This window comes from Pseudoalteromonas luteoviolacea (assembly GCF_018100925.1).
Classification (GTDB): Bacteria; Pseudomonadota; Gammaproteobacteria; order Enterobacterales; family Alteromonadaceae; genus Pseudoalteromonas; species Pseudoalteromonas obscura.
In genome coordinates this window covers 461,924-476,025 of sequence record NZ_JAGJEH010000003.1, presented here as the reverse complement: position 1 = coordinate 476,025, position 14,102 = coordinate 461,924, and the positions used below count along the sequence as shown (strand labels likewise).

The 14,102-nt window shown below is 44.1% G+C and carries 21 protein-coding genes; all 21 read left to right on the top strand.

Features of this window, described 5'->3' with window-relative positions; genetic code table 11:
* Window positions 1–11: 11 nt before the first annotated feature.
* The 21 genes from J8M00_RS08145 to J8M00_RS08045 all read left to right on the top strand — a co-directional run bounded on the left by J8M00_RS08145 (window position 12) and on the right by J8M00_RS08045 (window position 14,026).
* Window positions 12–431, top strand: a complete 420-nt coding sequence (locus J8M00_RS08145; protein ID WP_211009786.1) for a glycoside hydrolase family protein — start codon at window positions 12–14, stop codon at window positions 429–431.
* On the top strand, window positions 428–826 hold the full coding sequence (locus tag J8M00_RS08140) for a 3TM-type holin (RefSeq protein ID WP_023397104.1): 399 nt from the start codon (window positions 428–430) through the stop codon (window positions 824–826). The genes J8M00_RS08145 and J8M00_RS08140 overlap by 4 nt, the downstream gene beginning before the upstream one ends.
* Window positions 823–1,071 (top strand): hypothetical protein, encoded by a 249-nt coding sequence (locus J8M00_RS08135; protein ID WP_023397103.1) that lies wholly within the window; start codon window positions 823–825, stop codon window positions 1,069–1,071. The genes J8M00_RS08140 and J8M00_RS08135 overlap by 4 nt, the downstream gene beginning before the upstream one ends.
* Window positions 1,072–1,189: 118 nt before the next feature.
* Entirely contained in the window at window positions 1,190–2,026 is an 837-nt protein-coding gene (locus J8M00_RS08130) for a baseplate assembly protein (RefSeq protein ID WP_211009785.1), read from the top strand.
* Between the two features lie 2 nt (window positions 2,027–2,028).
* Window positions 2,029–3,039, top strand: a complete 1,011-nt coding sequence (locus tag J8M00_RS08125) for a phage tail protein I (RefSeq protein WP_211009784.1) — start codon at window positions 2,029–2,031, stop codon at window positions 3,037–3,039.
* 25 nt (window positions 3,040–3,064) lie between these two features.
* The gene (locus tag J8M00_RS08120) at window positions 3,065–3,619 is read left to right on the top strand and encodes a phage tail protein (RefSeq protein ID WP_211009783.1); all 555 of its coding nucleotides are present in this window, start codon (window positions 3,065–3,067) and stop codon (window positions 3,617–3,619) included.
* Between the two features lie 9 nt (window positions 3,620–3,628).
* Window positions 3,629–3,898, top strand: a complete 270-nt coding sequence (locus J8M00_RS08115) for a hypothetical protein (RefSeq protein ID WP_023397099.1) — start codon at window positions 3,629–3,631, stop codon at window positions 3,896–3,898.
* 62 nt (window positions 3,899–3,960) lie between these two features.
* Entirely contained in the window at window positions 3,961–4,737 is a 777-nt protein-coding gene (locus J8M00_RS08110; RefSeq protein WP_211009782.1) for a hypothetical protein, read from the top strand.
* A gap of 21 nt (window positions 4,738–4,758) precedes the next feature.
* A complete protein-coding gene (locus J8M00_RS08105) occupies window positions 4,759–5,220 on the top strand; it encodes a hypothetical protein (protein WP_211009781.1) in 462 nt (153 codons plus the stop codon).
* A gap of 116 nt (window positions 5,221–5,336) precedes the next feature.
* Window positions 5,337–5,951 (top strand): hypothetical protein, encoded by a 615-nt coding sequence (locus J8M00_RS08100; RefSeq protein WP_211009780.1) that lies wholly within the window; start codon window positions 5,337–5,339, stop codon window positions 5,949–5,951.
* Between the two features lie 8 nt (window positions 5,952–5,959).
* Window positions 5,960–6,331, top strand: coding sequence for a hypothetical protein (locus J8M00_RS08095; RefSeq protein ID WP_211009779.1), 372 nt, complete (start codon window positions 5,960–5,962; stop codon window positions 6,329–6,331).
* Window positions 6,332–6,430: 99 nt separating this feature from the next.
* On the top strand, window positions 6,431–7,327 hold the full coding sequence (locus J8M00_RS08090; RefSeq protein WP_211009778.1) for a hypothetical protein: 897 nt from the start codon (window positions 6,431–6,433) through the stop codon (window positions 7,325–7,327).
* A 2-nt stretch (window positions 7,328–7,329) separates the two neighbouring features.
* Complete coding sequence (locus J8M00_RS08085; protein WP_211009777.1) at window positions 7,330–7,632, top strand: hypothetical protein; 303 nt, start codon at window positions 7,330–7,332, stop codon at window positions 7,630–7,632.
* A gap of 73 nt (window positions 7,633–7,705) precedes the next feature.
* A complete protein-coding gene (locus J8M00_RS08080) occupies window positions 7,706–8,737 on the top strand; it encodes a baseplate assembly protein (protein ID WP_211009776.1) in 1,032 nt (343 codons plus the stop codon).
* Entirely contained in the window at window positions 8,730–9,620 is an 891-nt protein-coding gene (locus tag J8M00_RS08075) for a phage tail protein I (RefSeq protein ID WP_211009775.1), read from the top strand. Before J8M00_RS08080 ends, J8M00_RS08075 begins: the two co-directional genes overlap by 8 nt.
* A 14-nt stretch (window positions 9,621–9,634) precedes the next feature.
* Complete coding sequence (locus J8M00_RS08070) at window positions 9,635–10,189, top strand: phage tail protein (RefSeq protein ID WP_023397090.1); 555 nt, start codon at window positions 9,635–9,637, stop codon at window positions 10,187–10,189.
* A gap of 4 nt (window positions 10,190–10,193) precedes the next feature.
* Window positions 10,194–11,114: a hypothetical protein gene (locus J8M00_RS08065; RefSeq protein ID WP_211009774.1), complete on the top strand. Its 921-nt coding sequence runs from the start codon at window positions 10,194–10,196 to the stop codon at window positions 11,112–11,114.
* Window positions 11,115–11,170: 56 nt separating this feature from the next.
* Window positions 11,171–11,956 (top strand): hypothetical protein, encoded by a 786-nt coding sequence (locus J8M00_RS08060; RefSeq protein ID WP_211009773.1) that lies wholly within the window; start codon window positions 11,171–11,173, stop codon window positions 11,954–11,956.
* Window positions 11,957–11,963: 7 nt separating this feature from the next.
* Window positions 11,964–12,320 (top strand): hypothetical protein, encoded by a 357-nt coding sequence (locus J8M00_RS08055; RefSeq protein WP_211009772.1) that lies wholly within the window; start codon window positions 11,964–11,966, stop codon window positions 12,318–12,320.
* Window positions 12,321–12,347: 27 nt separating this feature from the next.
* A complete protein-coding gene (locus J8M00_RS08050; RefSeq protein ID WP_211009771.1) occupies window positions 12,348–13,187 on the top strand; it encodes a baseplate assembly protein in 840 nt (279 codons plus the stop codon).
* Window positions 13,172–14,026, top strand: coding sequence for a phage tail protein (locus J8M00_RS08045; protein ID WP_211009770.1), 855 nt, complete (start codon window positions 13,172–13,174; stop codon window positions 14,024–14,026). Before J8M00_RS08050 ends, J8M00_RS08045 begins: the two co-directional genes overlap by 16 nt.
* Window positions 14,027–14,102 lie beyond the last annotated feature (76 nt).

Here is a 14,102-nt window from a genome sequence, read left to right as displayed (position 1 = left end):
TAGGAAATCATATGTCGATCATGAATACGGTTGAGCAAATCAAGAAACATGAGGGCTATCGACGCTTTCCGTATTACTGTACGGGAGGAAAACTGACGATAGGTTATGGCAGAAACTTAGACAATAAAGGAGTGGATAAAGATGAGGCGGAGTATTTACTCGCGCAAGATATTCAAAATGCACTGGCAGGTGTAAAGCGTCGTATCGACATTTCGCACTGCAATGAAGCGAGGGTCGCGGTGCTGACAAATATGGCCTTAAATATTGGCTTGCAGGGGTTGATGGGATTCAAAAAAATGCTTGCTCATGTACAACAAGGAGAGTTTGAAGATGCTGCAGTAGAAATGCTTGATAGCCGGTGGGCGAGTCAAGTACCTAGTCGTGCACAGGAATTAGCACAGCAGATGTTGAGCGGGGAGTGGCAATCATGAACTGGTTAACCAATTTGTTTTCAGGCAGTGTAAAGGAACCATTGCAAGTGGTTGGTGAGATAATAGACGACTTGTATACCAGTGAAGAGGAACTGTTGGAGCAGCATGTCATTAAAGCTAGGTTGCTCAATAAGCAAAGTGAAATACAGGCGCAAATAAACTCAGTTCAGGCAAGTCATCGCAGTCGTTTTGTCGCAGGTGCAAGGCCTTTTTTAATGTGGGTATGTGGGCTTGGGTTTCTATTTGCTTTTGTGATCAACCCAATTTTGCAATGGCTATTTCCAGAGCATGGTGTGCCTGTGTTACCACTTGAGGTGATGCTTGAGCTTACTTTGGGCATGTTAGGTCTGGCTGGGCTCAGAACCATTGAAAAGTTGAAAGGAGTAACAAAGTGAGACAACCTGAAAACTGGCAAATGAAAAAGGAATTGAGTTTGGCCCACATTCTTACGACGATTGCCTTGGTTGTATCAAGTATCTTATACCTAAGTGACTTAGATAAAAGAATTACTTCTAATTCCCAAGAGCTCGCGCACTTGAAACAGATCCGAAAGGAAGATCAAAAACGGATCGAAAAGCGCCTCGACTCTATCGACAAAAAGCTCGATGCCTTGTTGAGTGCAAACCGCAATAACCCCTAGTGCCTATTCAGGCCACTGTTTAAAAATCCATTCTTTGTAATTAATCACTTAAATCATGTGCACAAGCTATGAGATTGCATGTGCGTTCGTGTGCAAACGTATTATCAGGAGACGAATTGTGAGTACAGCCATCGAATTAGCTAAACTGCCACCACCTCAGGTTATTGAAGCGCTTAGTTATGATGAGATTTATAAGCAAATGGAGCAAGCGTTGCTCGAAAAGTTGCCGGATCACGCTTTGTTGGCCTCTGATCCAGCAATCAAATTAATTGAAGTTGCCTCTTATCGAGAGCTTTTGCTTCGCCAAAGGATCAATGATGCTGCAAAGTCCGTGATGTTGGCATTTTCTCAAGGTGATGATTTGGATCATTTAGGTGCTTTGTTTGGAGTAGGGAGAGATACGGACGAAGCCGACGAGCGATACCGACAGCGCATTCCTTTGTCATTAGAAAGCTACAGTATGGCTGGAACCAGAGGTGCATACGAATATCATACCTTATCAGCCAATGATCAGGTGAAAGATGTGTATGTCGACTCAGAGCAACCGGGGTATGTGAATATCTATGCTTTGATAAATACGATGACAGAAACACAAGCCAATGCCATAAAAGCAGATATTGATACGCGTTTAAATGATGAAGATATTCGACCCCTTACAGATAAAGTGGTGACGCAGTGGGTAATGCCGACAAAAGCGACGCTCAGTGCTCAAATTTACCTAAATATCGGTGCTAACAAACAGCAAGTTGAACTGACAATACTACAATCACTCGATGCATTTATGGCGATGAATTGTAAACTGGGCACGGAAATTCCACACTCAGGGATCATTGATGCGCTTCATCAGCCCGGAGTGAGAAAAGTTAAGTTGCTCACGCCAACAGAGGACTTACAGCCGTCGGTAAATCAAGCGTACAACCTTGACATTAACTTGCAATTTCCTGACGAGGCCTAATTATGAGCGATAAATCACTACTGCCTCGCAATAGCACAGATTTAGAATATCAATTAGAACAACATTTATCACATACCAGAGAGCAGTTCGACACACGTACTGTGATCCCAGACTATATAGGCTCTCAATGGGATCCCATGACCTGCCCTGAGGCGCTTTTACCTTGGTTGGCTTGGGCACTTTCAGTCGATGAATGGAAAGAAGACTGGCCCGTTGAAACAAAGCGAGCGATGATTGTTAATTCAGTCAGTGTGCACAAACACAAAGGCACAGTGGGTGCGGTAAAGCGCGCACTAGAGTCGCTTGGACTAGAGATTGAATTCTTTGAGTGGTTCGAAGATGTTGATGATGTATATCTCGCTCCTCATCACAGCGGAGAGCCACACACCTTTATATTTATCGCATGGGCAAATGACGTGCCCTATACCAGTCGCACGGTGGTTTTAGACCAAAAGTTATATGATGCGATTAACCGTGTGACGAATCAAACTAAGCCCCAAAGGGCGCATTTTGACTTTTTAGTTGGTATGAAAATGTCGTCGCAAGTAGCTGCTGCGAGCAGTAGCCACGGCTTTGCGTCGAGTCGACTTTATGCCAAAGTTATGCCGCACACAAAAACGCGTGCTGGTAGCAGTACACTTTCACTCGCTGGTGCTATTTCTGGGCATCGCACAGCCTCTTCTCGCTATTATGCTGCATCTTCTTCTGAGCGTAAGATCACCTCAACTGCTCAAGCCGGATGTGCCCTTGTTATTAGAAAGCAGGTACCGCTAGTCAGTCGCCAGCGCGTGAATACCTCTAGTGAGCGAAAACTCAGAGTGAGCTCAAAACTTGGCTTTGGCGCATCGCTTTCGACAGGCTCAGGTCAAGTTGTTAGAACTTATATTCGCAGTGACCAAACCATGCCTTCGCGCTTTATTGAATTTAGCTGCCGTGCTGCGGGAGCCATGACAAAAAGTGCAAAGCAAACGACAGTTTGTCGTTTGTATTTCAATGCAGTGTCTGCATCTTAAATATTGACAAACAAGGAGTGCAATAGTGAGCACGATTTTACAACCGGTGATCACGTCAGCGGGGCTGGCTGCTGTGTTCAGAGCACAGCAAAAAGGCTTTAAGGCAAAAATCACTAAAATAGGTATAGGCTCAGGTGTGCATCAAGTGGATGAAAACACGACAAGCCTAAAAGCGGAGCAATATCGATTAGATATTGACTGCGCAGAATACGATGAAGCGCAAAAGCAGCTGCATCTGACGGTACGAGATGACTCTAAAGTGGCTGGGGAAGGCTTCTTTGTAAATGAAGTGGGCTTTTACACGGAAGAAGAAGTTAATGGCCAAATTCGCCATGTTTTATTTGCTGTTTACTCAGCAGCGGACCCGATAGCGTACAAGTCTAACGATATTGATTTACTACTGGCGTTTGATTTGACTTTAACTGGTGTGCCAGGCGACGCCATTACCATCATTGATAAGGGCGTAGATTTCAATATCTTAATCGCTCCCGAACTTGCCAAAATGGCTCGTTCACAGATCATGAATATGTATCGTCATTTAAAACAAAAGTTTGCATTAATTGACAAAGGTATTTTGTAAGGAAATTTCATGAAAAAAGTAGATAACCAGCGTGCACAAACTTTAGCTGAGGAAGCGCTAAAGCTGATGCAAGAGGCAAAAGTTTTACAACAGCAAGCACAATGTCAGGCGGCTCGTATTTTAGGCTATCAACAGCAAAGTGACGGGCTGGCATTTAAATATTTAGCCGCGCAAGCGGAGCACGGCGAGCACAGTCAACAAGCATTTGACGCAAAGCAAGCTTGGCTTCATGCCAGAAAGTCTGTTCAGGCTCGTTATCCAAAACTTCATGGAAAATAATTCGAAACAGATTTTTTAAAAGCCCGCTCAATGCGGGCTTTTTGCATTTATGGAGAGATTCAATGTCTTTAGAACAAGATATCACTCGTGTTGTTGAAGCCACTGAAGGTTTAACGGCAACGGTTGATAATCAAATCACGGAAATAAAGCAAACACTGAGCTCAACGGTTGCCAGCACCAAAACGCAAGTGGATGCGCATTTAGCAAGAGCAGACGCTTTGCTAAATTCGTATGAAGAGCGCCAGTCGCATTTCAGAATGAGCAAAAACCAAGCTTTAGTTGCTAATTCAGCGGGCACTTTCCCCGAAGCATGGGCAAGTGGTTTTGTCACTAAAGCAACTTTACTTGAGAAAGTAGAAACGGGTGTTGAAACTAATCAACGTACGCCACTCGCTAGAGAGTTCTTGCAGGCGATCACATCAGATACTAAGTGGTTTGCACAAAACTTTAATATTTGGGAGCTGGAATATGCGCCTAACCGTGGCGGTGAAAACAGTCACGTAGATGCGTATATGATGTATCAATACTGTCGTAGACCAACTCAAATGACAGTAGCGGCAATTGTAAAGCATATCAGAGGGGTTGTTCCCACAGGTTTTTGGTGTACTGGATTACAGGCTAACGAGCCTGCGAAGGTATGTGGTGCCCATTATGGAGCTGGTGGCCGAAATCATTATATGCACTGTCACCCCTATGTTCCAGGCAAAAACTTACCAGCGGATCAAACTGGCGTTATTCAAGTTGCACTTCCAGCTGTTGTATCGGGTCACGTACCACTAGACAAAGCTTGGAGTCAGTTTGCCTACATTGGTGACGCAGCCTTTGATGTGGTTGCGTAAAGTAAAGGAGATATAACATAAATGGCTAAACTAATTGTAAATGGACAAGCAGTAGAGCAGTTTTTTGATGCGAACATGCCACAGCATGCGATTGCACAGCTAGTTGCGGAAAACTTCGGTGAACAGAGTACATTTTCTGTTGAGCTGACAGTGGATGAAGCTTTGCAACAAAGTCGTGAAATTGTTCGCTCAGCGCTTGAGCAACAAGTTGCTGATTCCGAATCTCTGCTTGGTACAACATCAGACACAGTACATTTGCTACTCAACGAGCTGAGTGGCTTTGTAAATAAATTAAGTGCAGCGCAAACACTTGCAGATATGCGCGCTTCTACTGAGTCACTAAAAACAGCGATTGGTGATGTAGAAACAAAAGTAACCAGTGGCGAACTAAGTTTTCCTTATCAAACCAAAGGTCAAAACGACGTAATGGCTGACATTATCGCCCGTGCAAACGGCGTCGATGCTGTCATCAAGGCGCAATAAGCGCAGTATCAATTGGGTATTGAGCACACCTTATTGATTATAATTTTTCATTTTTGAAACTAAACGTAAAGCCCACCATTTGGTGGGCTTTTTTATTTTTTACTTGGAGGTAAATTATGTCTTTAGAGCAAGACATTGCAAATGTCGTCAGTGCTGCAGAGCAGCTAACTGGCATCGTAGATACAAAAATTGAAGATATTAACAGTACAGTAAATAACAAAGTTGCTGAGATGAACTCGCAAGTTGCTGTGAAAACAAATGAAATTGATACGACAATTTCTCAGCAAGTGCAGCGTGTTGATAATGCCTTAGAGAATAAACAAATACTGGGTGATGGTGGTCGAGGAACCCGAAGTATTGATATCGCAAGGTTTTTTACAGCTACAGTTGGCGCTACATATATTCATATAAAGCTGCCCTATAAATTAGATCGAGACAATCGAATGTACCACATCAAGGTGAGTGGTTATGAGTTTCATAAAGCTAAGCTCGTCGACACAACGTTTGTTGGATACTGTTACAAAAACGGCAACATACTTGGCTTTAAGCAAGAGCTAGGGACACATGAGCCATTTTCATATGTTGGCAGCGATAACCATGTCTATTTGCGTCTGACTATCGAAGATAAATATTATTTAAATCTCAGTGTTGATTCTATGTATATAGGAAATGGCATGGTACTAAAACCAGGCGATATCGCAATGATTGAGAGTACAGAATTACAACTATAAGGAAAATAATGATGGACAATATGATAGCAGACCAAATATCGATAGATAACGAGAAACAGATTATTACGAGAAATGAAAGGATTGCGAGAAGGCAAAAAATTACAAGTCGAGTAGCAGACGAAGGTAGTTTGTTAGGCTCTACGTCAGATATTTCCCATATTTTACTTCATGAACTGAGCGTTTTTGTAAACAAGTTATCAACTGCTAACTCTCTGGCAGAAATGCGTGCCTCTACAGATTCATTGAAAAATGCCATTGGTGCAATTGAAGGAAAGGTGGCTAGTGGCGAGGTAGAGTTGCCTTATCAAGTTAAGGGTCAAGCGGTCGCGTTAGATGAGGCGCTATCCCGTGCCCATGGCGTAAGCAGTCTTCTGAAGTAATGCCCTAGATTCTGCTGGATGAAATCCAGCATTAAAAATTTCAAACAAACCCAGCCCACCAACTCGGTGGGCTTTTTATTTCTAAACGGAGGTTGAACTATGTCTTTAGAGCAAGACATTACCCGTGTTGTTGAAGCTGCAGAGAAGCTCAGCGATGTGGTTGATACTAAAATTGAAGATATTGACAATCGAGTTGCGCAAAAAGCGCAGGAGATTGATCAAAAAAATGCGGCTGTGGAAAGCCGTTTAACGGCTAAGGAACAAGCGGTTGATGCGAAAATCCGCGATTTTCAAAAATCCTTACCACTGGCGCCAAATACATTGGTTGACTCTAAATATTTCAATTCTATTTGTGAAGCTAACAACACACCAACGGATGTTTTGGTTGCACATAAAGCGCCTTGGACGGCATTTTTGCATGATGGCACGGTAGGCACGGGTACGGTCACTCGCGTAAGTTTAGACAAACTAGACGAATATGGTTTGACACCCAACGAAGATTTTCAGAACCGAGGTATTGGTTATAAAAACCATGGTGGAGAAGCTTTTTATGGTTCTAATTACCGTGTTTTACTGTTTGATATTGAAATTACCAAAGGGCGCAATAGTGACGTAAATAATGGCAGCTTTTTTGTCTTATCTCAGGGCTGTGATACCCATTTTGGGTGGGGGAGAGGTGAGTTTATAACTCAAGCAAGCTGTTGGGTTAATGTGCTCGAATGTGCGGATACAATTCGCTTTTATCCTTCTTCAAACCGCTCGGCAACCATTGAGTGCAATCACTCAGATTCAGGAAAAGGGTGGCAATATAAACATGCTATCAGGTCTGGGTGGGGCGGTTGCCACCAGCCTTTATTTAGTGGCTTGGGTAAAATGAAAGTTGCAATGTGCCTACCTTATGTTGGTACCGGTAATCACGGCGATAATATGGTTTGGGCAGACAGCGTTGGTTTCCCATACACTCACACTGACACCGCTGCAACCACAGGAGCATAAACATGGCAATTTTAAAGCAAATTTCAACAGGACGCATTGTAGCAGGTGGCCTGACCACACAAGAGAGTGCGCAAAAAATAGCTAAGAGTGCAGGTGTGGCTGAAGGAGATTATCAGCTTATTTTTTCTGAAAAAGAGGTTTTAGCTTTTCGCCGAGATGGGTATGCGCAGTCATGTGACCATTTATTTATCGATTATATGGCTAACCTCACGGAGCTTGGCGACGCGGCACAGGCAACCATTGATGCTAAGCAAGCATGGTTGGATGCAAGGGCTGTAATTAAGGCCAACTATCCAAAATCTTAAATTCTTTTCCTGTTCCTTGTACCTGCTGTGATCAGCGCAGGTGCTTCTCTTAAATCTATTGAAGAGCTTAGTTATGTCATTGACAAACTTTAGCGCCATTGATCTCAGCCGTTTGCCGGCGCCAAACCTCATTGAACCTCTAAGCTTTGACAAGATTAGGGATGAGATTTTAGCTGATTTCCAAACTCGTTTTCCAGAAGCTGAACAGAGTCTTGTAAGCGATCCCGCAGTAAAACTCATTGAGTCATTTGCATATCGCGAGCTGTTGCTTCGCCAGCGCATCAATGACAGCGCAAGTGCGGTGCTACTGGCACATGCCACTAGCAGTGAACTTGACTATTTAGGCAATCGTTTTGGTGTGGAGCGAGCGTTATTGGTACCAGCTGACAATGACCAAGTACCTCCTCGTGAAGCGGTTTACGAGCACGATGAGCGTTATCGCGAGCGCATAGCATTGGCTCTGGAAGGTTTCAGTACAGCAGGGCCTGCCGGTGCTTACGCTTTTCATGCACTTAAAGGGTCGCAGCATGTTAAAGATGTACATGTTGATGCGCCGCAATTTGCTTACGTGGATTTACCTGCGCAAGTACAAAACCTGTTGCCATCGAGCGCTCGTCTTCTGGTTTGTACAGATGATGCAGGGTTGACACCAGATGTACTATCTGGTGCCCAACCACCAGAACCTGTACCTGGTGACGTTGTTGTAACCTTGCTTACAGATCAAGGCAATGGCCATGCTACACCAGAGGTTATTGAGCAAGTGCAATCCCAACTCAATAAAGATAATGTGCGTCCGTTGACAGACAGAGTACATATTAAGCCGGCAGACATTGTTGAGTTTGAACTTGATGCAGTGATACATATTTATCCAGGTATGGATGGGACTGCGTTAGTAGATGAAGCAAGGGACAGCTTAAACGCATGGCTCAATGAACACCATAAACTTGGTCATGACATATCGCTTTCTGGTTTGTTTGCTGTACTCCATCGTGAAGGGGTTCAGCGTGTAGAACTTAATGCACCTCAGTGGGATATTGTTGTACAGGCACATCAAGCCGCATTTTGTACTCGGGCATCGATTCAACTAGGGGATGAGTATGTCTAACTTTACCCTGCAAGGGAATACAACAGAGTTAGAATTGGCCTTGGAGCATTGCTGTGACCGAGTGCTGCAGATCCCCGTCAAAATCGATCATTTATGGGATCCGTGGAAATGCCCCGCAACGTTTTTACCATGGCTTGCTGATGCATTGAGTGTCGATGTGTGGGACAGCGGTTGGCCCGAGCACGTGCAGCGCAAAGTCATTGCCGACAGCGTGCCGAGACATAGGTATAAAGGCACATCAAGTGCAGTTAACAATGCGCTGAAAGTGCTCAGTGCAAAGGTGGAACTGCAAGAGTGGTGGCAATATGGTGGCGTGCCACATAGCGCAAAGCTATTGGCGATAGCAAGCGAAAACCTTGATAGCAATGGCAATACTTTCCTGAGCCCGAAATTACAGGGACAAATGTGGCAGTCTGTGGTTGCGACTAAGCCGATGCGAACGCAAATTGACTTTACAATTGGCGTTAACTTGAAAAACGACATGCACGTATTTGGTGGTGCTCAAAGCCCATCACTGCAAGTTGCTTTACACCGCGATGACCCGATATTTAATTTTTCCACTGTGGCTTTAAACACGATGGCTTCAGCACATTCAAGCAATATGCAGACGATCACACTGGGTGACGATCCCAGCTTGGATTTTGAATTGGCTAGTATTCAAATGTTCTCAGCCAGTGTATCGAGTCAACTGGGGGCGGGGCGTTTTCAAGATAATCCAAAGGCCAGTTTTGCCACATTCTCGACGGTATCGTCTGCTGCGAACACTGCTAATCTGGCCTGCTCTCAAATGAGAGATGCGCCTAAGTTTCGCTACGCATCAAGCAATTCTGTATCAAGCGGTGCCCATACCGTTTCAATTCAAAATATCACGCTTAACTTTTAATCTAAGGTACAAATATGAATGTATATACACCTGTTGTGACCCAACAGGGGATAAATGCTGCGGTCAGTGCCCTTGAGCAAGGGGTCAAAATTCAAATTGGTCATATTGCTGTGGGGGACTCAGGCTATACACCTGATAGAAATCAGACTGCATTGAAGAGTCAAAAAAATACGGCGCCAGTATCCGGTGCCGAAGTTGTTGGCAATGGCCAGTTTCATGTTACGGCAACATTTACTGATGACAAACAGTATGCGGTAAAAGAGGTCGGTTTTTATCTCAATGATCATGCAGATGAAAGTCAACGTACGTTATTTGCAGTGTGGTCACACCCTGAAAATGTGCTTTTTTATCAGACGCCCATTGCAAAGATTGTGCAGGGCTTTGATCTGCTTTTGACTGCCGTACCGCCTGAAAGTTTGGACTTCAACGTGACGGGTGATTTGAGTTTGTATTATGCCGACGAATTTGCAGCGCTCACTATCGCACAGACAAAAGCAATCAGTGCGCAAATTCAATCAAATTTAAGACAAATTCATTTCAATGACCGTCTGCTTAAGTTAGAGGGGTAGTTTGATGTCAAGTTTATCAAAAAGCGTTGCGGAACTGGCCAATAGCAATGCCAATTTAGGCTTAAAGTGCAGTGAGCTAACCGATGATGTGAACCAGCTTTTACTTACTGTGGATAGCAAAGTCGACACTGCGTTTTCTAAAGTAAATACTGAAATAAAAAACACCCTTGAGCAGACTTTTTATGTCAATGCCGATCCATCCATAGGCAGTGATAGCAATGAGGGGGCTAGCCCGCAAACACCTTTGAAGACGGTCAAAGCTGCGGTGGCAAAACTAGTACCGGGCAGCTTTGCTCGAATAAAACTTGCTGCGAACAATGTTGAGCACCTATCGGCGACTGTGGAGGTACCTGATTGTTCGGTAATCTTTTCTACTTATACACAAGATGATTGGCAGTCCATCGGTTTAAAAATGCATTTTACCGGCTCGATTGCATTTAATACGCGTGGTGATAATGCCTCTGTTTCACTAGAGCTATTTGGTGAGTTTCAAAAAACTATCTTGATGAGTGGCAATCGCTTGTTCGAAAATTTGGGTAAGGCAACTTATTCATTATCTAGTGACAGTGCGAGCTTTCCTGTGGTGGTATTATATCGCAATACAACAGGGCAGTTTTTCCCTTATTTTGTAGCGGCAAACTATGCCAAGTATAGCAAGATAGGCATGCTGTCGATGAGCAATGTTACTTTCGCATCTCGGGTTGTAAATATAGCTGGCGAAGTTGTTTATGAACCCATGCCTCATATCCGTTTGGATACACCTCCAGTGGGCGGTGCCGTACTTGCAGTATTTAATAACGTTGATATGCACTGTGAGCAATTGTCTAATCCAGGTGTTGAACTCGCTGCTGGCAGTTATCTAATCTCGAAGGCGGCGGGGCTAAACCATATTGCACCGCCTGTAACTGCAAGCGCTGAAGCCTAATACTTTACTTTTCTAATTCCGTCTTTTTTCAAAAAACTATATTGAGGACAATATTTATGTCTACACAAGCTAAAACGCTTGAGCAGTTGATAACAGAGCTGCATACGACAAATGGTGAACTAGTTTCAGCAAACAGGGAACTAACAGATACGGTTTTAAACAAAACCGCTGAACTTGATAATGCTGTTATTCAGGCACGACAAGATATTCAAACAGCAGTGGCTGAAGCAAAAAGTGACGTAAACAAAGCAAAACTTGATTTCGCAAAAAGCCACGCTGAGACCAAAGTTAACTATTATGACCGCAAAGTGCATACAAAAACGTCATTAATAGCTGACAATGGTTTAGTTGTTGATCCGAATGATGAAACAAGGACCGTTTGGGTGAAAGTACCTACGGGTGGAAGCTGGTCAGGCTTTCATACTTACCCTGAAACAAATACATTGACTATGCTTCATACCGTGTCTGGCTATGCATATGCGCCTGGTTACAGTGAATCAACCAAGTATCAGCAAGACTGGAGTATCACGAATATGGAGTTTATCTTGACTAATGATGAGGCGACCAGTGAGCAAATCAACGACAATATTGCTTCATTAGGAATTGATGTCGCTATATCTAGAACTGGTGGTTGGTGGGACGGCTCACGCGTTTTGCAAATCCCAGCAATGAGGTTAAATGGCTTGCATCCATATTGCAGTTTGTATGTCAGACTGGTAAATAGTGTTTTTTCACAGGTGCCAGATAGAGGCTCAAAACAACCTCAACACGTGGTTGACTTTGGTGGTGTATGCAATTTTGCGATAGATCGTGTTGTTAACTACCCTCATATTCCAGCATAGGTGATACATGTCTGATATAAATTTACTCGATTACAAAGATAGTAGTGTAAACCACACCAAAGCTGAGCAGCGCACACGTATTCACTACGCGGTTGCAGATGCTGACTCCTTAATTGGCACAACTTCAGACACTGCGCATGTGTTGCTCATTGAGTTTGCTAAATTGACAAAGGCGATAGCGGCAGCGGCAACGCTTGATGAAGTGAAATCAGCAGCTCAGCAGTCTGCGACTATGTTTGCCCCACTGTTAGATAAACAAGCGACTAACCAACTGACTTTTCCCTATCAACACAAAGGTGTAGATAACGTATTAGGTGAAATCGAAGCGCGCGCGCAAGGCGTGGCTGATATTATCAAAGCGTAACAGCACCATCCCACCTAGAGAAAATCTATGAACTCCCAGTACTTTGATTTTTCTGCGCTACCTGCGCCAGATATCATTGAGCCACTGGACTATGAAAGCATTTACCAAGCCCGCAAAGAAAGATTTAAATCCATTGCGCCACAGTATGCAGATGCATTAGAGCTAGAAAGCGATCCCTTGACGGTATGTTTACAAGTGGAAAGTTACCGAGAGCTATTGCTGCGCCAGCGTATTAATGAGGCGGCGTATGCTAACTTGTTGGCAACCGCACAAGGCGGCGATTTAGATCAGCTTGGTGTGTTTTATGGTCTAGGGCGTGCCGAGAGTGAAGAAGACGGAAATTACCGTCTTCGCATTCGGCAAAAAACTCTGGCCTCCAGCACCGCTGGTAGCAAAGATCATTACCGCAATGCAGCGCTCACCGCTGCTCCCAATGCTATTCGTGATGTCGAAGTGGATAGCCCAACCTCCGGACGTGTCCGCGTATCGATCTTATTTCAAGACAGTGAACAAGCTGATGCACTATTACAGCAGGTACGAGACTATGTGCTTAGTGACCAAGTCAAAGTCTTAACTGACCAAGTTGAAGTCAATTTTGCACAAGAAGTGCCAATCGATGTCAAAGCCGATATTTACCTTCAGCACAATGTGCCGAATTGGGTATTCACCCAATTGGAAGATAAATTGCGCAATGCGTGGCAAGAAACGATGGCCCTTGGTGTTGCTATGACACCGAGCTGGCTGAGTGCACAGCTGCATGTAGATGGTGTAAAGCATGTTGAAATACATACACCGGATACCTTGATTGATATCGCATCAAATCAATACGCTCAATTAGGGCAAATTCAATTATGTCTCATCACCTAGATACAGATAGTGACGTTTTGCTCCCCTACAATCACAGCACCTTACAAGAAGCAATTGTCAAACATGGGCAACTTGAATCTGTGCTGGGAGAGGGAATACAGCTATTACGTGGCTTTAAATCCCACCCCAAACAATCCTTACTACCTTGGTTAATATGGGAATACGGCTTGGGAGCCTTGGTTCCTTATCTCGATGACCTTGACCAAGTTTTACAGCAGGGACTTGCCTGGCAACGGATCCGCGGTACACGAAAAAGTCTCGAAATGGCCTATGGTTGGCTTGGCTTTTCAATTGCTGACGTTGAAGAATCTCGCTCTTATCGTCATTTTTACCGTTATCAATGCCATCTTGAACAATTACCCAATCTAAATGATGCCGAGCGTATGGCTCAACTGGCAGAGCTTAGTGCGCCAGCGAGAAGTGAGCTCACTCGGATCACCTATAAACTCGATATAAGAGATTTGACACTCTCAGCCAAGCCATTTGGAACCTTACTTAGCGATCATTCCGGTTTTAGACATCGACTAAAAAATGGCAAGTTGCTTCGCATTAGTACACGGCGAACTCATCCCCATCAATTTAGTTTTGATGGTGAAGCCGCGAGTGGCTTAAATCGCAAGCATAATAGTTTTTGGCAGAGCTGTACTTCTCAGGTGCTTGGCATTTTGCGCCTTAGTGAGCCTGTAGCATGTCAATTCAGTGCGGCGTCGACACACAGTCGAAAAACTAGCCGTACGTATTCACTCGGCCAAGCGCAATGGTTTGGTTATTGGCAAGCGAGTACTTGGTCTGCGACTAGCTCCCCTCAGGTGGTTATTGCGCACCAAGGACATCGCTAATTTTATTCAACACTTCAAACTAACCCTAAACTCGGTTCTCAGCAACTGATTCTGAGCCACTTAATGTGTGTAAGGA